This is a genomic window from Flavobacterium sp., assembly GCF_043778725.1.
In the GTDB taxonomy this organism is placed as follows: domain Bacteria; phylum Bacteroidota; class Bacteroidia; order Flavobacteriales; family Flavobacteriaceae; genus Flavobacterium.
The window spans coordinates 43,341-65,948 of record NZ_JAYWFT010000125.1 but is presented as its reverse complement, the minus strand read 5'-3'; the positions used below and the strand labels follow the sequence as shown (position 1 = coordinate 65,948).

Genomic DNA, 22,608 nt, shown 5'->3' with positions numbered 1-22,608 from the left:
ATATATTTTCTTTTTAAAATTTAAGACAAAAAAAACGCACAGAAAGCATTAAGTTGGCTTTTGTGCGTTTTTTTATTATGAATTTATACAAACAATGCTTTTAGTTCTGTTGCATCATGTGGGCTCATTTTTCCGGCTAAAACTAGACTTAGTTGCTTTCTTCTTAATGCGGCATCAAATCTAGATTGTTCTTCTTCTGTTTCTGGCTCTAATGGTGGAACCGGAACTGGATTGCCCGAATCGTCAACGGCTACAAAGGTGTAAATTGCTTCGTTGGCTTTGGTTCTTATTCCTGATTCTCTATCTTCTATCCAGACGTCAATATAAATTTCCATGGATGATGTAAATGCTCTTGAAACTTTTGCTTCTATAGTAACTACACTTCCTAAGGCTATAGAACGATTGAAGGCTACATGATTTACAGATGCGGTAACTACAATTCTTCTAGAATGTCGTCTTGCGGCTATACTTGCTGCTCTGTCCATTCGGGCTAATAATTCGCCTCCAAAAAGGTTATTTAGCGGATTGGTTTCGCTTGGTAATACTAAATCTGTAAGGATTGTTAGGGAATCTATAGGATGTTTTGGAGTCATGCTTTTTTTTACAAAGATAGTTATGAGAAACTAGAATACAAATATAAAAATGGATTACTGCTACTCCTGACAGTAATGGAAATCTTGGTTTTACTTGTTGCTAAACAAGTGAAACCAAGATTGTATTGAATGGCAGGAATTGCCATTGTAAATAAAAACTACTGTTTGGGTTCTAGAAACAAAAAATCCCGAAATAATCGGGATAATCTTATAGTTCTTCTATCAACAACCAAGCTTCTGGATTGTGTGATTTTTGTATTTTTTGCATTTCTTTTTGGGCTTCGCTGTAGGAGCTAAAACTGCCGTACACTACTGGATATAGGCCGTGTTTGTTTTTGGGAATTCGTTTGGCTGGATAACCTAGTTTTAACAATTCACTGTATATTTTTAACGCATTTTCTTCTTGACGAAAAGCACCTGCAACAATATGATAGGGCATTTTACTGTTAGAAACCGATAATGTTACTGATGGCAACGGACTTGAAATAAAGAAGGTGGCTTCTTGTATTTTTTGTTCTACTTGTTTTTGAACTTTGGCTTGAACAGCTACTGTTTGTTGCTCAATTTGGGCTTGATAATAGTTGTTTCCTAGAAAACCTCCTGCGCCTAGAAGACCTGCGCCTAGAACAAAAATGGCGGCGTATTTCAAGAAATTTGTGCCTTTTTTAGTTTCTGGAGTGAAATTTATTGTGGTTGTTTCTTGCAGTTCTTGCAGTTCTTCTTTAAAAATTTCTCGTTTTACGGCTGGTGAAATATAAGTTGTAAGTCCAAACGATGCTGTTAAATAATTTAATTGATCGTAAGGAACAAAAACTAGATTTTTTTCTTGATTTAAAGATATTTCACCAATGTTCTTTAATGTAATAGCACCAAAATCGTGCAGTTTAGATTTCCAAATGGTTACTTGGTTTTCTATTGCTGAAACGGCAACTTCATAAGACATTTTCTCGGCTTGAGCAATATGATTGGCCAGTAAACCATCGTTGTTTTTTAAATACGAATTAAACGACACTAATTTTTTGGGTGGATAAAACGAATGGGAACCTTCGTGCAATTGTGCCGATTGGATTTCGGTTAAAAAAGCACCAAATCCTGGAACTGTTACACACTGATAACGATAGAGTAATTGTGAAATATATTGATCAATCTTCATAATGACAAATTTACTTATTTAATGCATATTGCAAAATTTTATTAACAAACTTTGTTAACAATTTTAATTTTTGTTCTTACTTTTGAAAACCAATAATTTACAATGAACGATACAGAACTATTACACGTTTTAGCACTATTAAAAATAGAAGGAGTTGGCGATATTGTTGCCAAAAAACTAATTAATCACTGCGGAAGTGCACAAAATATATTTAAAACCAAAGCCTCACAACTAGAATCTATTGATGGAATTGGTAGAGTTTTAATTAAAAACTTGAAAGATAAATCGGCTTTTAAACTTGCCGAGGTCGAGCTTCAATATATTAAAGAGAACAAAATATCGATTCTTTATTATCAAGATGAAAAGTATCCGGTGAGGTTGAAACATTGTATTGATGGACCGGTTTTATTGTTTACATCTGGTGCTATCGATTTTAATAACAGAAAAATAATAAGTATTGTTGGCACAAGAGAAATTACCGCTTATGGTATCGATTTTTGTAAAAAACTTATAGAAGATTTGGCACCTTTAAACCCCATTATAGTTTCGGGATTTGCATATGGTGTTGATATCTTTGCTCACAAAATTGCTATGGACAACAATTTACAAACTATAGGTGTTGTTGCTCACGGATTGAATCAAGTGTATCCTAAAGTGCATAAAAAATATGTTGCCAAGATGGAGGAAAATGGTGGATTTATGACGGAGTTTTGGAGTAATTCTAATCCTGAAAAGGAAAATTTTGTAAAACGAAACCGAATTGTTGCCGGCATGAGTGAAGCTACAATTGTGATAGAAAGTGCCGAAAAAGGTGGTTCGTTAATAACTGCCAATTTAGCTAACGACTACAACCGTGATGTATTTGCTGTGCCGGGACGAACTTCAGATAAATTTAGTCAAGGATGCAACAATTTAATTAAAACCCAACGCGCTCATTTATTGACATCGGCAGCAGATATTGTGTACATTTTAAATTGGGAACTTGATGAAAATGATTCTAAAAGCAATAAAACAATTCAGAAACAACTTTTTGTATCGTTGGATGCTGATGAACAAAAGATTTACGATTATCTAATTGGTATTGGCAAGAAAGAGTTAGATTTAATTGCCTTGGCTTGCGATTTTCCTGTTTATAGAATTTCGTCATTATTAATCAATATGGAGTTGAAAGGTGTTGTTCGTCCGTTACCCGGAAAACTGTTTGAGGCGATTTAATTTTAAAATATTTAGAATTAATCGATTAAAATTATATTTTTGTTTTTCATAAAAAAATAACCATGAATATTATTGAACTATTTGAAAATGCAGGTATTTATAAAGAAAATGCAACCCGGTTTACATTTGATGATACTGTAAAGATTCAGAAACAAATAGAAATAGAACGAAGCCAAAACCCCAATATTGATGGTGCAACAGCTACCAATTTGACTTTGGCTATGAATGATTATCCGAAGGAATTGCTTTTTATATCGGGCAACCGCATTTTATATAATTTCTTTGCAAAGAAAAATCATTCGCGTACAAGATTCATGTCTGATATTAAAAATGAGGCATCGCCCGAAGCCGTAAAATTGTTTATAGACAAGTTTTTAAGTGACGATTTGAACGCTTTTTTTGATAAAAAGATAACAGAAAACAGATTTGACGATATAGAAGATTTATTGGTTGTTAAAGAATATTTACCCCAAAATGCATTAGATAAATTAAATAAAAAAGTGTCCGAGAAGTTAGATTTGGTAGTAGAAAAACTAGAAAAAAATCCTACAATAGAAGATTCTATTTCTTTTAATTTTATAAAACATAGAAGTTTTTACGATTTGCTTTCTCATTTTAGATCATTAGAAAACGATGAAAAAATCAAGAAATTGATGAATTTAATGTCGAGTACGTTAGTAAATTTTGACATAAAAATAAGTTTTTTAAACCCAATGATGTTGGCAATGAGCAACTATAAAGCCGTAGATAATGATTTGGCAAATTTACTAAAATCTAACAAAGACGATACAATTGTGAGAACCCAAAAAACGTCTGGAAATTCATCGTCGGCATTATCAACAGGAAGCATGATTGTTCTAGCCATTGTAGTTATTAGATTAATTTTATTAATGGTTAGGTGTAGTAGATAACAATGATTTTTTTCATTATATAAAAAATGCAGAAAATTCTAATTATTGTTTTGATAATTACACTTTACAGTTGTAGGCACGAAACCAAAAAAACCACAAAGATTGAGGCTATTTCTGTAAAAAAAGACAGCATTGAAGAAGAAATTGATGCCGAAAATAAAATTAATGATTCTGTTTATTGTTTAAAAAAATCTAATAATGAAGGTTATTTTTACATGTATTATTCAAAAGATGAAAATGAAAATATTTCTTTCGATTCTATTAAAATAGAGAATAAGTTTGACAAAAAAATACAAAAAATAAAATTTAAAAAAGACTACTTTTTATCTTCTTGGCAAGCCGATTTTTGGTTGGAAGACGATGTTAATTTTGATGGTTTTAAAGATCTTAAAATAATAAATTACAACGGATTATACAATACACAATATAGTTTTTGGATATATAAAAATAAAGACCATATTTACAAACATGCCTTTGCATTAGACAGCATTTACAATCCTGGATTTGACGCTACCAAGAAAGAAATTTATTCAGAGTGGAGAGTCGCATTGGAATCATTTCATTATGAAACCTATTTTTGGAAAAACAACAAGCTTATATTAAAAGAAGAACGTATTGAAGATTTAACCAATAATTCAGACTCAATACATGTATTTACTAAAAAGTTGGTTGGTGGCAAGTATATAGAAAAAGAAGTTAATGTAAAGCAATAGCAACTTTTTATTGGTAGTAAGTTGTTGCAAAAAACAACTAATTATTGCAACAACTTACTATAAAATTTTGAAATTTAGATTATTCAAATCCCAATTTAATTCTAACTCTACTTAAAACTTCATTGGCAACAAGATGAGCTTTAGATGCACCTTTTTTCAATAATTCGTCAACTTCAGAACGGTTGTTTATATAGTAATTGTATTTTTCTCTTTCTGTTTTAAACTTCTCGCAAATAAGTTCAAACAAGGCTTGTTTTGCATGTCCATAACCATAATTTCCGCCAAGATAATTTTGTTTCATTGTGGTAATTTGATCTTCGGTGGCAACCAATTTATAAATGGCAAAAATCTTGCAAGTATCCGGATTTTTAGGTTCTTCTAGTGGTGTGCTGTCGCTTTCGATAGTCATAATTTGTTTGCGCAATGCTTTATCGTCTAGAAAAATATCAATGATATTGCCACGAGATTTACTCATTTTTCCGCCATCTGTTCCTGGCACATACATGGTTTCTTCTTGAACTTTTCCTTCTGGAATTACAAAAGTATCGCCCATTAAATGATTGAATCGTGAAGCTACATCACGCGTAATTTCTATATGTTGCATTTGATCTTTTCCTACTGGAACAAAATTGGCGTCATACAATAAAATATCGGCAGCCATAAGCATTGGATAAGTAAATAATCCGGCATTTACATCTTCTAATCTATCGGATTTATCTTTAAACGAATGGGCTAATGTTAATCGTTGAAACGGAAAAAAACAACTTAAATACCAAGACAATTCGGCTGTTTGTGGCACATCGCTTTGTCGGTAAAAAGTTACTTTGTTAATATCCAATCCGCAGGCAAGCCAAGCAGCAGCAGTACTGTATGTATTTGCTCTCAAGGTTTGTCCGTCTTTAATTTGAGTTATCGAGTGCAAGTCGGCAATGAAAAGAAACGATTGATTATTGGGATTGTTAGACAGTTCAATTGCAGGAATAATTGCACCTAGTAAATTACCTAAATGTGGTGTGCCTGTACTTTGAACTCCGGTTAGTATTTTAGCCATAATATGCTGAATTTATATCAGTATCTAAATTTATTTTATGCAAAGTTAATCGTTTGTATTAAAAATTCCTTACTATTCCTTATTTTTGACACTATGAGACTACTAAAAATTGTTTTTTGGACATTATATCGCATTTGGTTTTACATTTTAATGGGCGTTTTTATCATAATTATGCTTCCATTTCTTGTAATTTCAATTCTAAGAGAAGAATGGTATCCTTATTTTTTTATTATGGCGAGAATTTGGGCCAGAGGGATTTTACTTGGCATGGGATTTTACTATAAAGTAGAGCGTGAACAAGAATTAGAACAAGGAAAAAGCTATATGCTAACTGCCAATCATACTTCTATGGTAGATATAATGTTGATGTTGGCACTTGTTAGAAATCCGTTTGTGTTTGTTGGAAAGAAAGAATTGGTAAAGATTCCTTTATTTGGTTTTTTCTATAAGCGAACGTGCATTTTGGTAGATAGAAATAGTCCTAAAAGCCGTCACGAGGTTTTTGAAAGAGCACAGAAACGATTGAGTCAAGGAATGAGTATATGTATTTTTCCTGAAGGTGGCGTTCCAGAAGAGTCTGTTGTTTTAGACGAATTTAAAGACGGAGCTTTTAGACTTGCCATAGAACACCAAATTCCTATAGTACCAATTACATTTGCTGATAATAAAAAACGATTTTCATATACTTTTCTAAGCGGAAAACCAGGATTGTTGCGAGCCAAAGTACACACTTTTATAGAAACTAAAGGAAAAGTTGCTACCGATAGAAAAGAGCTTAAAGAAGCAACACGAACTATTATTTTAAAGCAATTAGAAAAATTTAATCCATAAAAAAAGAGCGTTTAACTAGACGCTCTTTTCTGTTATTACTCTAAAGCAATAACATCACTTAACTAATTTTAAACTAACTTAAAAAGTAAAACTTAATCCCGAATAAACTCCAAAAACAAAAGGCTTGAAGTTTCCGGCATCGCTGCTAAATGTATTTATTTGATATTTAAAAACTGGCTCTAGATTAGCTTCAAGGTGTTTAAAAAAACCATATTTAAACCCCAATCCCAAGTTTCCACTAAAGTGAATATTATTAAGATTACTAGCTTCACCAATTTTTAAATTTAATCCTTCCGATTTTAAAAAAATTTCATTTTCATTTAGTAGTAAAGAACTCAATCCGCCAATAATGTTGATTCCTATTTTTTTATTTAATATCAAATAAGAAATTTCTACTGGCACTTCTATATAACCTAATTTTTGGTTAATCTTTCCTTCAAAATGTTGTTGTATTTTATTGAACGATGTATTTACATTGTCTAGATTTTCTATTTCAATGTAGGCTCCAGCATTATTTGGGTTTAAATTTGTAATTTTAGAAGTTCCGCTAGTGTTCTGATAAAAAGCAATTCCGTTGGTTTCATAATTTACAGAAACTATATTGATACCGCTTCTTAGTTTTATTTTTTTATTCAAACTATATTTTATACCCAATCCATAACCTATGTTGGTCGCATAATTTTTATTATTACTTTCTAATCTTTTATCTAATGGCGATCCATTGGTGGTTGAACTAAAATAAATAGGCGCAAGATTAGATGAAACTTGCCACCTATTTAATTTTTGTTCGGTAATAATTTTCTTTTCTTTTTCTTTTTGCAATTCTTCCAACGCATTTGGCTCAACAACTGCAATCTTTATTGAGTCAATTTTTAAATTAGGGTTTAAAACTACTGTGTTATTTTCTAGATTATTTACAATTTCTTTATAGAAACTTGAAGTTATAATATTTTCTTTGGTCTTAATTTTATTTTCAATTACCGTTGCAATTTCTTTATTGTCTATTAAAGTTAAATCGTTATAAACAATATTTTCATCTGTGCTTTGGTTTTTATATACTTTAGAATTATTAGCATCTTTACCTGTGATGGTCTTGCCATTAATTGCTTTTTTTAATTCTAATTTAACTACTATTTCATTATTATGTGGTTTTTTATATTCAATCGATTCATTTATTTTGTCATGATTGATTTGTTCATTGTGTACTAAGTTTTCATTTGTAACTTCTTTGTTTTCTTCTTTGTTGGCTACAGCACTTGAATTGTTAGTGCTGCTAGGTGTTGTAGTTTTATTGCTGTACTCTGTAGATTTAATAATAGTGTTGGTCTTGGTTTCACTACTTTTTTCATCTCTTGTTACAACTTCGTTATTAGGGTTAGCATTAAAATAGTTATTATACACGAAAAACCCAATCAGTAAAGCTGCTGCACTACCCGATAATCTCCACCATATTGGTATTACTCTTCTTTTTTTCTTTTCTTTTAATTTGATTTCAATGTTTTTCCAAACAATTTCTTGCGGAATAACTTCGTGATTTTCAAACTTTTCTTGAAAGAGATGGTTTATGTTTTTTCTCTCACTCATAGTATGGAAGGCATTTTAGAACTACCTGTATTATTTTCTATTTTTTCTTTTAATATTACTTTTGCTCTACTCAGGTTAGACTTAGAGGTTCCAACTGAGATTCCTAGCGAATCTGCAATTTCTTGATGAGAGTAATTTTCAAACACATTTAAGTTAAAAACCAATCGATATCGATCTGGAAGTTCTTGAATAATTTTTATTAAAAACTCCATTGAAATATAATCATCAATTTCTACTGCAACATCTTCTGCAACATCTTCATCAATAAGACTAAGAAAACTTTTATTTCTATATTGTTGCAATACATGATTGATAATAACTCGTTTTATCCATCCATCAAATGAACCTTTAAATTCATATAAATGTATTTTTTTAAAAACCAATAAAAACCCATCCTGCAAATGATCTTGAGCCTCTACATAATTGCGTGAATATTTTAAGCATATTGAAAACATTTTGGGAGCAAATAACTTATATAATTGTTCCTGTGCTTTAATATTCTCTTTTTTACATTCATTAATTATATCCGTTAGGCTCAACACATTGTTTTTTTAATGATTTACATCAACATCAAATTCTGAAAACAAGTCTACACCTTGAGAATCTGATCCTATCCAAAACTTAAAATGATACAACCCAATTGTTGCTGGTCTAAATTTTAAATTTACAGTTTCTGTTGTTCCTGTTACTTGGCAATCACTTCTGTTAGCCCTTACAGCTTCTATTGCAACGACTCTATTTAATCCGTCTTTTTCATAATAAAAATCGTTAAAAAAATGACATGATGAAGGTCTAATAAATTTTAGTGGAATAAGTGTTGTACTGTCTTTGGCGAAAGCAGTAGGCATATCTACTTGTGTAAGTGGTAATATTTCATAGACAAAACTTGAATCACCGTCATCACTTAAACTGCATGATGATATGATCAAACTTAGCATTAAAAAAGGTATAATTTTTTTCATTATAGTAAAGTATATTTTTTATAGGATGCATAAATTTACAAAAGGTTGCGTCTAGTTTAAAAAAAAATCCTGTTAAGTTTATTAACAGGATTTTTTAAATTTATTTAAGCATTGTTTTCTTTAATTCGAGCTTTAATTTTTACTTCAAGCTCATCGGCCAATTCTGGATTGTCTTTTATTAAAGATTTTACTGCGTCACGACCTTGACCTAGTTTTGTTTCGCCGTAGCTAAACCATGAACCTGCTTTTTTTACAATTTCAAACTCTACAGCTAAGTCAAGAATTTCACCAGTTTTAGAAACTCCTTCGCCATACATAATGTCAAATTCGGCTACTTTAAACGGTGGTGCTACTTTATTTTTTACCACTTTCACTTTGGTTCTGTTTCCTATTACGTTTTCACCATCTTTAATTTGAGAAGATCGACGAATGTCTAAACGAACCGAAGCATAAAATTTTAATGCATTTCCTCCAGTAGTAGTTTCTGGATTTCCAAACATTACACCTATTTTTTCTCTCAACTGATTGATAAAGAATACCGTACAGTTAGTTTTACTAATAGTTCCTGTTAGTTTTCTCAAAGCTTGCGACATTAAACGAGCATGTAATCCCATTTTAGAATCGCCCATTTCGCCTTCAATTTCACTTTTAGGAGTCAAGGCAGCAACAGAGTCAATAACAACTATATCAATTGCTCCCGAACGAATTAAATTCTCAGCAATTTCTAATGCTTGCTCACCATTATCAGGTTGAGATATGATTAAATTTTCAATATCTACACCAAGTTTTTCGGCATAATTTCTATCAAATGCATGTTCTGCGTCAATAAATGCTGCAATTCCTCCAGCTTTTTGAGCTTCGGCAATAGCGTGAAGCGTTAAGGTTGTTTTACCCGACGATTCTGGTCCATATATTTCTATAACTCTTCCTCTAGGATATCCATTAACACCTAGAGCTAAATCTAGACCTAATGAACCCGATGAAATTGTTTCTACTTCTTCTACGGCTTTATCACCCATTTTCATTACGGTTCCTTTTCCGTAAGTTTTGTCTAATTTGTCAAGCGTTAGTTGTAAGGCTTTTAATTTAGCTTCTTTTTCTGAACTCATTTTTTCTTTCATTTAGATTGCTTGTATTTTTCGTAAAAATAAATATTTTTTTGATGTAAAAGAAGTTTATAGAAATGAGTTTTAAACAATTCCATCCAAAATATATTTATTACTTTAGCCAATAATTTTTTTTACAGTTATGGAAAAGCTTATTTCTTATCCAATTTCTATTATTTACTACCTTTGCTTTGGGTTATGTTTGGTTGTTTTTCATCCAATTCAGTGGCTTTGTCTCAATGTTTTTGGTTATCAAGCTCACAAGAAAAGTGTCGATTATTTAAATTTTTTTCTCGTTAGATGTACTAATATAATAGGTACAACTTATTCGTTTAAAAATAGAAATTTAATTCCGGCAAACGTTCCTATTATTTTTGTTGCTAACCATCAAAGTCTTTATGATATTGTTGGGATAATATGGTACTTGAGAAGATTTCATCCAAAATTTGTAAGTAAAAAAGAATTAGGAAAAGGAATTCCGAGTGTTTCTTATAATTTAAGGCATGGCGGATCGGTTTTAATTGATAGAAAAGATCCCAAACAAGCCATTCCTACAATAAAAAGTCTTGGTGAATATATTGAAAAAAACAGCAGATCGGCAGTTATTTTTCCAGAAGGAACTAGAAGTAAAGATGGAAAACCAAAAGAATTCGCACAAAGCGGATTGAAAATTCTATGTAAATACGCTCCTTCTGCTTATGTTGTGCCAATTTCTATAAATAATTCGTGGAAAATGGTTAAATTTGGAGCTTTCCCAATGGGATTGGGCAATAAATTAGAATTTATTATTCATGAACCAATTGCTGTTCGCGATTTTTTATTTGAAGAATTAATTCAGAAAACTGAAAAAGCAGTAGTGCAACCATTAAACAGTACACTGCTACAATCCTAAAATTTGAATTTAAAATTTAAAATTTAATATTACAATGTCTATAAAAAACATTCGTCTAGAAGTAATGCAATTTCTAGAAAATAAAGTTGATGGATTTGTTGACCAATTTTTAATTCCGGTAGAAAAAATTTGGCAACCATCAGACTTTTTACCCGATGCTCAAAGTGATACTTTCTTTGAAGATGTAAAAGAATTGCAAGAAATTGCTAAAGATTTACCTTACGACTTTTGGGTTGCCATGGTTGGCGATACCATTACAGAAGAAGCACTTCCTACCTATGAGTCATGGCTTATGGATGTAGAAGGCGTAGATAATGTAGAAAGAAATGGATGGTCTAAATGGGTTCGTCAATGGACAAGTGAAGAAAATCGTCATGGCGATTTATTAAATAAATACTTGTACCTATCGGGCAGAATTAACATGCGTGAAGTAGAAATTACAACGCAATATTTAATTGCCGATGGATTTGATATTGGTACAGGTCGTGATCCTTATAAAAACTTTGTTTACACCAGTTTTCAAGAACTTGCAACTTATGTTTCGCACAATAGAGTTTCGCAATTAGCTAAACAATATGGCGATTCTAAATTATCTAAAGTTTGCAAGATGATTGCTGGCGATGAAATGCGTCACCATCATGCTTATAGCGAATTTGTAAATCAAATCTTTAAAGTTGACCCAAGCGAAATGATGATTGCTTTTCAATACATGATGAAGCAAAAAATCACTATGCCTGCTCTTTTTTTAAGAGAATCTGGTGAGAAAATAAGTGTTGCTTTCGAACAGTTTTCTACATCTGCACAGAAAATTGGTGTTTATACTGCCAATGATTATGTAGATATTATGCAAAAACTAATTGATAAATGGCAAATTGATAAAATTGGAAATCTTACCGACGAAGCCGAAAAAGCAAGAGATTACCTAATGAAATTACCAGCAAGAATGGCAAAAGTTTCAGAAAGATTGGTGTTGCCCGAAGAAAATTATATCTTTAAATGGGTGCAACCTGCATTGATTAAATAAATAAGTTTAATTTTCAATATTAAAAATTCCGAAATTCCAAACTCCAATACTTTTTTTTTGAGTTTGGAATTTTTTATAAAAGCACTATGAATAATTTAATTGACAACACTATTCTTTTTGTAAAAGAAAAATTAAAAGGTGCCGAAGCAGGTCATGACTGGTTTCACATGCAACGTGTTTATAAAAATGCTTTGCTAATTGCCGATGGAGAACAATGTGATTTAGAAATTGTAAAACTTGGAGCCTTGCTTCATGATATTGCAGATAGTAAGTTTAATGATGGCGATGAAACGGTTGGTCCAAAAGTGGCTCGTGAGTTTCTGGAATCGCAAAACGCATCTGAACAAATCATACTTCATGTGATAAACATTATAGAGAATATCTCGTTTAAAGGAGGAAATTTCGAAAAGAAATTCACTTCCAAAGAATTAGAAATTGTTCAAGATGCTGATAGACTAGATGCTATTGGAGCTATTGGAATTGCTAGAACATTTAATTATGGTGGTTTTAAAAATAGGCCTCTTTATGATCCAGAAATTGCTCCTAATCTTTCTATGAGCAGGCAAGAATATAAGAAGAATGAATCGCCTACATTAAATCATTTTTATGAAAAATTATTGTTGCTAAAAGACAAAATGAATACCAATACTGGCAAAAAAATAGCGCAACAAAGACATCAATTTATGGAAATTTATCTTTCACAATTTTATAGTGAATGGGATGGAGAAAAATAAAAAAACAGGTTAACTAAAACCTGTTTTAATGCATAAATTTTTACACCAAATTACCTTAAATTATAGTGTTACCCTATTTTTGTGATACTAAAACAAGGCTATTTGACTTTACAAATAATACTAAATATTTCCATTAAGTTTTATCATCAATAAGTTACTATCTACTTAACCAAGGAGATGGATTGTTTGGTATTGTATTTTGAGAAATCATAAATTTAAGAATTGTTTTACCATCGGAATCCGTTCGTATTTTCCCTATATTTTGTTTAGCAACAACCTTATCTCCTACACTAACATTAACAGTACTAAGGTTTTGATAAATTGTGAAAAAATCTCCATGTTTAATAATAACCGCTTTTTTGAGCGGAGAAATCATTTGAACTTGAGTTACTTCGCCACCAAAAACGGCTCTAGCAGAAGCTCCAGATTCGGTTGTAATATCAATTCCGCTATTATGAACTCTAATTGATGGATATACAGGATGCGGTTGGTCGCCATAGCTTGATGTAATATCACCTTTTTCTACTGGCCAAGGTAAACGTCCTTTATTGGCTTTAAAGTTATTAGATATTAATTGTCCTTCTGGTGTTAATACAATTTTGGTAGAAGATTCTATTTTTTTTGTTTCGGCGGCTGTTGTAGTTTTTGGGCTTGCTTTAGCTTTAGCAGCAGCAGTTTTTCTATTTGCTTCTGCAATTGCTTCTCTAATCATTTTTTGAATTTGAGCATCAATTCTCTTAGATTCTTGTTGCTTTTTCTTGATTTCGGCAGTAATTTGTTTTTTACTTTTCTTTAAACTATTGGCTATTTTTTCTTGCTCAATTTTTTCTTTTTCTAGATCTTGACGTTGTTTTTCTTGCTCTCCAAGCAGTTTTACTTTTTCGGTTTTTTGTCCGCTTAATTTAGCATTATAGTCCGATAATTTTGTAGATTTATCTTTAATCTCATCGCCTTGCATCTTTCTATAACTTGAGTATTGCTTCATGTATTGCAACCTTTTGTAGGCTTGCAAGAAGTTTTCTGAAGACAACATAAACATAACTCTACTTTGTTGTGAGCGACTTTTGTATGATTTCAAAATCATTTCTGCATAGTCATCTTTTAAAACCACTAAATCTTTTTTCAATTTATTAATTTGAACCTGATTAATGTACATATCGTTACTCAACAACTTGGTTTGTTTTTCTGTAGTATTAATTAATTTTTCTTTTAATCCAATTTTTTCCTTCTGAATTTGCAACAGTTTTCCAACCGATTTTTCTTGTCCTCTAACCTCTTGAAGCATCTTTTCTTTTTCACGAATTTCATCTTGAATTTTAGATTTCCTTTGTTCAAGTTCTTCTTGCGTTTGTTGGCTCCATGCCAATGAAGTTAAACAAATAAAAAGTAAGGTAATTATTTTTTTTTGCATCTTTTATTAATTCTTGTCAATGTAAATTCGTTCATAACCTTCTGGAACACTGTAAGGAAAAGAAAGGTCTTCGTTGAATGTTGCTGTTTTATATTCTATATCAATATTGGTTTTTCCCTCTTTCTGTCTAGCATCAATTGCCAAAGATAATGGTAAAATCATTTCATCGTATTTTTTATAATCTGGATAGGCAACTTGCATTGTTCTTTCTTGTAAAACTTGATTTATTTCTTGTCTTTTCAATAAAAAATTTTCGCCTTCAAAGAAAAATGATTTATTGGTTTTAGCATCAGAGTTTCCCTCTAGTTTATACAATTTTTCCATTATAGAAACAACATATTTTCCTTTATGTAAATCGTCCATTGCTTTTCCTAGCAACATGTTTTGTACTTTTTGAAAATCTAAATCGGTGCCAAGCCAATTGCTCAATCCAGCATAATCGCCTTCAAAATATTTATTTCCTATCTTTTCATAATACTGAACAGATGTTGGCGTAATTAATGCTTTTGCCATTGTAAAACCAAGAACACGAATGCTTACCAATATTTTTTCGTCTTTCTTAATCTTTATTTCTGCTTGTACATTCTGCGTTTGTTTATCGTCTTGATATCGTGCACTTGATTTTATATATAATGTAGAAAAATTGGTTTTATTGTTGTAATGGTTTTCAATAATTTTTTCTGCCAAAATTGTACTACTCGCAGTTCCTTCGGATAAAACCGCTTTAGACTTGCAAGAAGAAAGTACAATAATCATTAAAATTGCTAAATATTTTTTCATTAAATTGTTTCTAAAAAAGGAGTTTTTAATATTATTTTTTTTGCTTATTTATCAATTCGTTTGCTTTACTAAAATAGGTGTCTTTCTTTTTCATATCGCCCAATCCATTGAATGCTTCACCAAGTTGAAGGTTAAAATTTATTTCTAAAATCACATCATCGACAATAAAATCTATTCCAGATTCTAAAATATCCTTTGCTTTTTTATAGTTTTTTAATTGATTGTTTGCTAGTCCGTTATAATAATATAGTTGTGGTTGCGTAGGAAACAATTGCATTTGCCCATCAGACGCCTTGGCTAATTTTTCAAATTGTTGGCTTTCTGTAAAAGCTTGCATCAATAACAAAATGGTATCCATGTCGTCACTTGTACTTTTTAAATGCATTTCATAGTATTTAATCGCATTATTCCAATCTTTTTTGGCTTGATAAAATTTACCAATTTCTTTAGCAACTTTTACTTCTTTATCGTTGTCAAAATAACCAATAGCTTTTTCTAAATCTTTATCATATTGCGGATTATTTCTTGTAAACAGTAAGAATTCGTTCAACATTCTATGTTTTATTTTCTTATCTATTTTATCACTTGCAAAAACAATATTCATAGCTTTTACAGCTTTTTCTCCATCATTGTTATTTAAATGAAATTTAAACAAACTCACTTGTGCCCAGTCTGATGTTGGAATTTCTTTTTCTAATTGTTTGGCTATTTCAAGTGCTTTTTCTTCTTGATTACTTTGTGAATACATATAAATTAAAGCTATATAATTGGCTTCATCTTTTGGATTCTTTTTTATTTTATCAATAAGATTGGCTTTTTCCGAACCTTGATATTTGGCATCACGAAGAATATCTGCTTTGTATAATTCTCTTTTTTCAGATTTTCCTACGGTTTCGTTTAGCTCATTTATCAAGTCTAAAGCTTTGTCAAACTGTTGCGTATTCATGTAAAGCGATACTAAATCTTCTTTAAAATCTGGCTTAAACTCAATCAATTTTTCAACAATTAAAATAGATTTGTTGTAGTCATGAGTTTCATAAGTTACATCGTACATTCCGTTCCAATACCATCTGTTGGTTGGATCAATTTTGGTTGCTTTTTCGAAATTTTCGTAGGCTTGAGGGTATTTTTTATCGGCTAAATAATTTTTACCTAATTCAAAATAAACTACCGCATTGTTGGGTTGCAAGTTTTGACATTTTTCTAAAGCATCAACAGCTTTGTCATAGTTTTGAATTCCTTTTTGCTTCAGTGATTCATAAAAAGATTCTTCAAACTTGTTTTCTGCCAATGCCAATGTATCTTTAGGTTCGGTTTGAGCCCAAAGAGAAATTGGAACAAAAAATATTCCGAAAAGGAAACTAAATAAAACTGTTTTTTTCATCTGCTTTTTATAATTCCTAATTAGTTTAAAAACCATTTTAGGAAACGTAAATTTATTCTAAAATCGAATAATCTCCAATGCTGATACTTGTAAAATTACCATCAAAACTAGCATGATTTCCTATCATGGCATTATCTAAATTGGCATTTTTTATGTGTGCATGCGTTTGTACTAAACTATTTTTAATACTACTATTTTGAACATGACATCCATCTCCAAGCGAAACATTTGGACCGACAGTAGCATTAATTAAAACTACATCTTTACCAATATAACATGGCGGAATTATGTTTGAATTTTCTTGTTTTACATCATAATCAATTAGGTGAATTCCGTCATTGTGCAAGAAATTCAACATTCTATTATTGGTATCTACAGTAACATCTTTATTTCCGCAATCCATCCATTCGTCCACTTTTCCTGGTACAAATTTCATGCCTTTTGCCATCATTTGTTTAATTCCATCATTAATTTGATATTCGCCACCATGAATAATGTTGTTATCTAGAACTAACTGCAATTCATTCTTTAAAACGGCTACATCTTTGAAATAGTATATTCCAATAACGGCCAAATCAGAAACGAATTCTTTTGGTTTTTCAACAAGTTCAATTATCTCATTGTTTTCGTTTAAATTTATTACTCCAAAAGCCTCTGGTTGATCAACTTGTTTTACCCAAATAACGCTATCGGCAGTTTTATCCAAATCGAAATCGGCACGAATTAAAGTATCTGCATACGCAATAACTGCCGAACCACTTAGCGAATCTTTAGCACACATAATGGCATGACCAGTTCCAAGTGCTTCATTTTGATAATAAATTGTTCCTCTTGCGCCTAATTTTTGAGCAATTGCAATTAGTTCTTCTTCTACTTTTTTACCAAAACTTTCGTGAATGATAAAGGCAACTTCTTCAATTTCTTGATTTAAAACTGCGGCAATATCTTCAACCAATCGGTGTACAATTGGTTTTCCAGCAATAGGAATTAATGGTTTCGGAATTGTTAATGTATGAGGACGCAATCTTGAACCACGACCTGCCATTGGAACTATTATTTTCATTTTTTAGTATTAAGATTTATGTATTAAGACTTAACTGTATACTTTAAATTTTTTTTTAAAACTGCTTACTGCGACTGAGCACTGCCCACTATTTAATTCCAGTACTACCAAAACCGCCTTCACCTCTAGAAGTTTCGGATAACTCTTGAACTTCAATCCACTCTGCACGTTCGTGTTTAGCAATAATTAATTGTGCAATACGTTCGCCGTTTTCAATTACAAAATCTTCATTGGATAAATTTACTAAAATTACTCCAATTTCACCACGATAATCGGCATCGACTGTTCCTGGAGAATTTAAAACGGTAACTCCTTTTTTGGCAGCCAATCCACTTCTTGGTCTTACTTGTGCTTCGTAACCTATTGGTAACTCAATAAAAAGTCCTGTTTTTACAATAGTTCTCTCTAATGATTTTAATGTAATTGGTTCTAATATATTGGCACGTAAATCCATTCCTGCCGAAGCGATAGTTTCGTAATTAGGTAAATCGTGCGTTGATTTATTGATTATTTTAATGGTCATAAATATTTTATCTTTTATTTATTTTTACGTTTTAGAATTCTTAGAATAAGACTTCTCTCGTTTTTATATGTATAATATCCAAAAAAGATGAGTGATAGTATCCCAAAGATATAGGTTTTTCTAAATATTGGAATATAAAATGATAATGACGATAGCACAATTGCAATTCCTAAATAACTAACTATTTTATTTAAATCGTATGGAATTGGATAGTGTTTTTGTCCTAATCGATAAGAAATAAACATCATACTGCCATATGCAGCAATGGTTGCAATTGCAGAGCCTAAATAACTGATGTATGGTATTAAAATAAAGTTTAATCCCAATGTTACAATTGCGCCTACAATTGAAATATATGCTCCAATTTTTGTCTTATCTTTTATCTTATACCAAACCGAAAGATTAGTATAAATTCCCAAAAAGAAATTTGCAAAAATAATTAATGGAACAATTTTCATAGCATCCCAATATTGAGGATTATCTAATAATAAAATTTTAATGACGTCGGCAAAAACAATTATACCTAATGACATAAATGAACCAAAAATCACGAAATATCTTGTGATTGTTGCGTAAGTTTGTGGTGCGTTTTCATTACCTGCATGACTGAAAAAAAATGGCTCAATACCCAATGTATATGCCGTACGAAATAAAACCATAAATAATCCAATCTTATAGCAAGCCGAATACGCTCCAACTTCAGCAGCGGCGATTTTAAATGGCAAGATTTTACTAAGTAAAATTTTATCTAAGTGCTCGTTTATAGCAAATGCAATCCCAGCAACAAGAATTGGCATTCCATATTTTATCATTTTCTTCCATAGTTCTTTATCTATTTCCCACTTCATAGAAAAATAATCTGGAGATAAAACAACTAAAGTCAATAGACTAGCTATAATATTAGCAATTAAAATATAGCAAACTTCAAAATCCTTAAAGTAAATAGTATCTATAAAACTTCCCGGATTATTTTTTGCAATGTTTGGTAGAATTAAGAGAAAGAAAAAATTAAATGCTAGATTGATAATTACATTTCCTATTTTTAAAACCGCATACTTTATTGGTCTTTGGTTGGCTCGTAGTTTAGAAAATGGAATAACCACTAAAGCATCTAATGCCAAAATCCAAATAGAATAAGTGATAAACGCTACATTTAATTCGACACATTTTGCTATTGTATTTCTAAACAAAAGTGCTACGACCAAAAAAATTGTTGTTGTAAAAAAAATGGAAGTTGTTGCTGTTCTAATTACTTTATTTTTATCAGATTCCGAATTATAAAATCGGAAGAAAGCTGTTTCAAATCCGTAGGATAAAACTACGTTAAGAAAAACCATGTAAGATAAAACTATAGTTAAATTGCCATAATCGGAAGGATTAGGAAGAACATCTGTATACAATCGCACCAAAAAAAAACTCAACATTCGCGGAAGCACCATCGCAATGCCGTAAATTGCAGTCTGCTTAAAAAGATTTTTGTATAAACTCAAAGTGATTTTTTTATGGTGTAAAAATAGGGTTTTCGATACAAATTTTCACTAATTAACATGAATTTAATGCGATACCAATTTTCTTGAAATTTTATTCTTTAATTTCGAAAGCTACATGATTTTGAGTTTCATTTGGCTCTGGAATATCTTCTTCTGTCAGCGTTTTTAATGTTTTTTTGGATAGTTTTTTGATTTTGATAATTCGGTTGGCTTGGTTTTGAACACATTTTTCGAAAAGATTTCTTACTACACGAGCATTCCCAAAGCTTTCATTTTTCTTTTCATGAAGTAAAACAAAAGTGTCATTGAGTTTTTCTTTAGCATCATCGGTAATTACAAAATCAGATTTCTTTGCAACAGATTCAAAAATCTGCAACAATTCGGAAGGTGAAAAATGATTGAATTCGAAAAAACGATTGAATCTTGAACGCAAACCCGGATTGGATTCTACAAAAATCTTCATAGGTTCGGTGTAACCAGCAACAACCAAAGCCAAATCGTCACGGTGATCTTCCATTCTTTTAATTAGAGTGTTTACGGCTTCTGCGCCATAATCATTTCCCAAAGAATTTTGAGTTAAAGCATACGCTTCGTCAATAAACAAAACGCCACCTAAACTTTCTTCTACAACTTTATCAACTTTCAATGCCGTCTGACCAACAAATCCGGCAATCATTCCTTCTCTGTCGGTTTCAATTAATTGTCCTTTGGATAGAAATCCTAAATGTTTGAAAATTCTACTTAACAATCGTGCGACAGAAGTTTTTCCAGTTCCTGGTGGACCAAGAAATACGGTATGAAGTGTAATTTCGGTATTTTTTAATCCTTCTAAAGTTCGTTTCTTTTGGATTTCTAACAAATTTATTAATTCGGAAACGTCTTTTTTTACGTTTTCCAAACCTATTAATTCATTCAATTCTGCAAGAACTTTTTCTAATGAATCGTCATTTGGAAGTTGATTTTTATCTGAATTGGATTCGAAAAATTGATTTGCAACAGCATTTTTTTCGAAAGATTTATCAAATGAAAAGTATAGAAATTTATAAAAATGCTGAACTACTATTTCTAGTTGTGGGTTTTTATTTTCTGATAAAACTTTGATGAAAACACTTGAATTAATAGTAGAAATTGTGTTTTCAACTTTTACTTTTTCGAGAAAATTTTTAAAATTTGGTGAAGCGACCAATTTGTCAAATTCACCTAAATTTTTGGCATCCGCAAAATGATTGTTGCGTAAAACATCATAGTAATAAGCCAAGGTAAACTGCGATTTCTCGGTTTCTTTTTCTCCCAATTTTCTATAAATTGAAATACAATCGGAAAGAAAAAAATGTTCTGCCTTGAATAACAATCCGTTTGCAGCATTTGATTTTACAAGTTCATTTATTTTTTGAATAAACAAATTATCAGCATTTAAAACTTTACATATCGCTAAGATTGAAATTGTTTCTTGCTCTAATTGTTGTAAAAAAGTTGTTGTAAAACCCATGTTTTAATGGTATTAAAAACCTACAAGATCAAAAAGACCTTGCAGGATTTAGAATTTTATTAGTTATTTAAATTACGAATTCATCATTTGAAGCGCAATTTCTTTGTATAATTTATCGTGGTCTTCGCATTTTGCTTTCCAGCAAATTCCCATTTCACGTAAATCGTATTTGGCAACAATACTTCCGTAGGTTTGCTTTTTTCCGCCAACTGTTGGATAACCAATTACGTAAATCGCTTGAGCTAATTCAATTGCTAATTCAATATCATGTGTTGAGAAAATCACGGTATTTAAATCGTGTGAAGAACTTAGCAATTCGAATGATTTTTTTACTTCTTCAATGTTTCCAATATCTAATCCCGAAAAAGGTTCGTCTAAAACTATTAATTTATCTGATGAAAAAAGCTGTTCAATAATGGCTGTTCGTTGTCGTTGTCCGCCAGAAAGTTCGTTTGGATATTTATCCTTACACGATTCCAAACCCCATTCTTTGACGTATTTATTGATTTTAGTTTCTTGTTCTTGAGCCGATAAAGTAGTTTTTCTCAAGGCAAATTTCAATGTTTGAAGCACCGTTTTGTGTCGGAACAACGTATATTTTTGATCTACAAATCCAATATCGCCTTCACGTACAGGTTTTGCAGCATTTAATTCATTGCTTTCAAAATCTTTGATTAAAATTTTACCCGAATTGGGCTGAACCAAACCAGTTAATGTTTTAAAAAATGTAGATTTTCCTCTTCCAGATCTTCCTACAAAAGCGATAACTTGTCCGGTGTTATCGAATTTTGGTCTGACAACATTTTTTTCAACCAAACTAATATCTTTAATAATGGTAACGTCATCATATACTACGCTAAGATTTTCAACGTACAAAAGTGTTTCTTTAAATTCGAATTCCATAGCGTTATATTTTTGAATATCTAAATACTGATTTTCTTAAAAAATTGATGGACCAATCCAGTCCCAATCCTATTAAAAGAATGATGATTTGCAAGGCAATTATACGACCGTGATTCATGAATTTATCAGAATTTTTAATTAAAAATCCTAAACCTCCAGAAGCCACTACGATTGATTCTACCGTTACAAGCATCATCCAAGTTATGGCTAAATTTTGACGAATTACATCAATTACATAATCAATTCTTCCTAAAACAATTACTTGCCAAAGCACTTCCCAACGGTTGCATTTTAGGGTTTTGGCATGATCAAATTCTTCTTGCGGAATGTCCTTAATGACAGCAATTAAAGATGTTGTCAAGAACGTTGTCAAGAAAATTACCAATATCCATACTTGCATATTTCTAGCATCGTGAACCATCAATGTGATGTAAAAAGACAATCCGGTGAAAGGTAGAAATCTAAATTTTGTTACAAATTCTGCCACAGGTTTCATTAACGGAATTGGCCAAGAATAGGCAAATAACAAGGCAATTATTGTTGCCAAAAGAATGGATAAAAAGCAGAGTTGTAAAGAATGAAAAATATGAACGACCAATCCTTCTTTATACAATTCTGAAAAACCAGTAAGCACTTGGCTTGGTGTTGGAAACAAATGTTTGGTTCCAGACGAGCCAATAAACCAAATGGCAAATAATAAAACAACCCACGAAACTAAGATGATAGTTCGTTGCATTTTGGTCGTTTTTTCAAAAGGTGTAAAATATTTTAACATCAAAAAAAAGAGTTAAAAAAA

23 protein-coding genes are annotated in these 22,608 nt (G+C 31.2%); 7 read left to right on the top strand and 16 right to left on the bottom strand.

The features are described from left to right. Positions 1–83 precede the first annotated feature (83 nt). A complete protein-coding gene (locus tag ACH2CG_RS12215) occupies positions 84–593 on the bottom strand; it encodes an acyl-CoA thioesterase (RefSeq protein ID WP_395065572.1) in 510 nt (169 codons plus the stop codon). A 208-nt stretch (positions 594–801) separates the two neighbouring features. Further along, positions 802–1,746, bottom strand: coding sequence for an SPOR domain-containing protein (locus tag ACH2CG_RS12210; RefSeq protein WP_395065570.1), 945 nt, complete (start codon positions 1,744–1,746; stop codon positions 802–804). Between the two features lie 102 nt (positions 1,747–1,848). Between ACH2CG_RS12210 and dprA the strand changes: the two genes are divergently transcribed. The 3 genes from dprA (at position 1,849) to ACH2CG_RS12195 (ending at position 4,585) form a co-directional block, all read left to right on the top strand. Beyond that, complete coding sequence (gene dprA, locus ACH2CG_RS12205) at positions 1,849–2,961, top strand: DNA-processing protein DprA (protein WP_395065568.1); 1,113 nt, start codon at positions 1,849–1,851, stop codon at positions 2,959–2,961. 62 nt (positions 2,962–3,023) lie between these two features. Next, positions 3,024–3,872 carry a hypothetical protein gene (locus ACH2CG_RS12200; protein WP_395065566.1) on the top strand — a complete coding sequence of 283 codons (849 nt, stop codon included), beginning with the start codon at positions 3,024–3,026 and terminating at the stop codon, positions 3,870–3,872. Positions 3,873–3,898: 26 nt separating this feature from the next. Further along, positions 3,899–4,585 carry an XAC2610-related protein gene (locus ACH2CG_RS12195; RefSeq protein WP_395065564.1) on the top strand — a complete coding sequence of 229 codons (687 nt, stop codon included), beginning with the start codon at positions 3,899–3,901 and terminating at the stop codon, positions 4,583–4,585. Between the two features lie 79 nt (positions 4,586–4,664). On the opposite strand, the gene trpS is transcribed toward ACH2CG_RS12195, so the two are convergent. Then, positions 4,665–5,636, bottom strand: a complete 972-nt coding sequence (trpS, locus tag ACH2CG_RS12190) for a tryptophan--tRNA ligase (RefSeq protein ID WP_395065562.1) — start codon at positions 5,634–5,636, stop codon at positions 4,665–4,667. A gap of 93 nt (positions 5,637–5,729) precedes the next feature. Here trpS and ACH2CG_RS12185 point away from each other — a divergent pair, with 93 nt between their 5' ends. After that, positions 5,730–6,467, top strand: coding sequence for a lysophospholipid acyltransferase family protein (locus ACH2CG_RS12185; protein WP_395065560.1), 738 nt, complete (start codon positions 5,730–5,732; stop codon positions 6,465–6,467). A gap of 78 nt (positions 6,468–6,545) precedes the next feature. Here ACH2CG_RS12185 and ACH2CG_RS12180 read toward each other — a convergent pair whose 3' ends face one another. The 4 genes from ACH2CG_RS12180 to recA form a co-directional block, all read right to left on the bottom strand. Then, entirely contained in the window at positions 6,546–8,051 is a 1,506-nt protein-coding gene (locus tag ACH2CG_RS12180; RefSeq protein ID WP_395065558.1) for a hypothetical protein, read from the bottom strand. Next, positions 8,048–8,593, bottom strand: a complete 546-nt coding sequence (locus tag ACH2CG_RS12175) for an RNA polymerase sigma factor (RefSeq protein WP_395065556.1) — start codon at positions 8,591–8,593, stop codon at positions 8,048–8,050. The genes ACH2CG_RS12180 and ACH2CG_RS12175 overlap by 4 nt, the downstream gene beginning before the upstream one ends. Positions 8,594–8,602: 9 nt before the next feature. Continuing rightward, entirely contained in the window at positions 8,603–9,013 is a 411-nt protein-coding gene (locus tag ACH2CG_RS12170) for a hypothetical protein (RefSeq protein ID WP_395065554.1), read from the bottom strand. Between the two features lie 104 nt (positions 9,014–9,117). Next, entirely contained in the window at positions 9,118–10,122 is a 1,005-nt protein-coding gene (gene recA, locus ACH2CG_RS12165; RefSeq protein WP_395065610.1) for a recombinase RecA, read from the bottom strand. Between the two features lie 139 nt (positions 10,123–10,261). On the opposite strand from recA, the gene ACH2CG_RS12160 reads away from it, so the two are divergent. The 3 genes from ACH2CG_RS12160 (at position 10,262) to ACH2CG_RS12150 (ending at position 12,769) form a co-directional block, all read left to right on the top strand. After that, positions 10,262–11,011 carry a lysophospholipid acyltransferase family protein gene (locus tag ACH2CG_RS12160; protein ID WP_395065552.1) on the top strand — a complete coding sequence of 250 codons (750 nt, stop codon included), beginning with the start codon at positions 10,262–10,264 and terminating at the stop codon, positions 11,009–11,011. Between the two features lie 34 nt (positions 11,012–11,045). Then, complete coding sequence (locus tag ACH2CG_RS12155; protein WP_395065550.1) at positions 11,046–12,035, top strand: acyl-ACP desaturase; 990 nt, start codon at positions 11,046–11,048, stop codon at positions 12,033–12,035. An 86-nt stretch (positions 12,036–12,121) separates the two neighbouring features. Continuing rightward, positions 12,122–12,769, top strand: coding sequence for an HD domain-containing protein (locus tag ACH2CG_RS12150; protein ID WP_395065548.1), 648 nt, complete (start codon positions 12,122–12,124; stop codon positions 12,767–12,769). A gap of 157 nt (positions 12,770–12,926) precedes the next feature. Here ACH2CG_RS12150 and ACH2CG_RS12145 read toward each other — a convergent pair whose 3' ends face one another. From ACH2CG_RS12145 to ACH2CG_RS12105, 9 genes are all read right to left on the bottom strand, one after another. Beyond that, positions 12,927–14,180, bottom strand: a complete 1,254-nt coding sequence (locus ACH2CG_RS12145) for a murein hydrolase activator EnvC family protein (RefSeq protein WP_395065546.1) — start codon at positions 14,178–14,180, stop codon at positions 12,927–12,929. A gap of 6 nt (positions 14,181–14,186) precedes the next feature. After that, the gene (locus ACH2CG_RS12140) at positions 14,187–14,960 is read right to left on the bottom strand and encodes a DUF4292 domain-containing protein (protein WP_395065544.1); all 774 of its coding nucleotides are present in this window, start codon (positions 14,958–14,960) and stop codon (positions 14,187–14,189) included. A gap of 31 nt (positions 14,961–14,991) precedes the next feature. Then, positions 14,992–16,344: a tetratricopeptide repeat protein gene (locus ACH2CG_RS12135; protein WP_395065542.1), complete on the bottom strand. Its 1,353-nt coding sequence runs from the start codon at positions 16,342–16,344 to the stop codon at positions 14,992–14,994. Positions 16,345–16,396: 52 nt separating this feature from the next. Then, positions 16,397–17,407 carry a sugar phosphate nucleotidyltransferase gene (locus ACH2CG_RS12130; RefSeq protein ID WP_395065540.1) on the bottom strand — a complete coding sequence of 337 codons (1,011 nt, stop codon included), beginning with the start codon at positions 17,405–17,407 and terminating at the stop codon, positions 16,397–16,399. Positions 17,408–17,495: 88 nt separating this feature from the next. Further along, positions 17,496–17,930, bottom strand: a complete 435-nt coding sequence (gene dut, locus ACH2CG_RS12125) for a dUTP diphosphatase (RefSeq protein ID WP_395065538.1) — start codon at positions 17,928–17,930, stop codon at positions 17,496–17,498. A gap of 14 nt (positions 17,931–17,944) precedes the next feature. Continuing rightward, a complete protein-coding gene (locus ACH2CG_RS12120; RefSeq protein ID WP_395065536.1) occupies positions 17,945–19,420 on the bottom strand; it encodes a lipopolysaccharide biosynthesis protein in 1,476 nt (491 codons plus the stop codon). Between the two features lie 91 nt (positions 19,421–19,511). After that, complete coding sequence (locus tag ACH2CG_RS12115; RefSeq protein ID WP_395065534.1) at positions 19,512–20,909, bottom strand: AAA family ATPase; 1,398 nt, start codon at positions 20,907–20,909, stop codon at positions 19,512–19,514. A gap of 72 nt (positions 20,910–20,981) precedes the next feature. After that, positions 20,982–21,812 carry an ATP-binding cassette domain-containing protein gene (locus ACH2CG_RS12110; RefSeq protein ID WP_395065532.1) on the bottom strand — a complete coding sequence of 277 codons (831 nt, stop codon included), beginning with the start codon at positions 21,810–21,812 and terminating at the stop codon, positions 20,982–20,984. 4 nt (positions 21,813–21,816) lie between these two features. Beyond that, the gene (locus ACH2CG_RS12105) at positions 21,817–22,587 is read right to left on the bottom strand and encodes an ABC transporter permease (RefSeq protein WP_395065530.1); all 771 of its coding nucleotides are present in this window, start codon (positions 22,585–22,587) and stop codon (positions 21,817–21,819) included. Positions 22,588–22,608 lie beyond the last annotated feature (21 nt).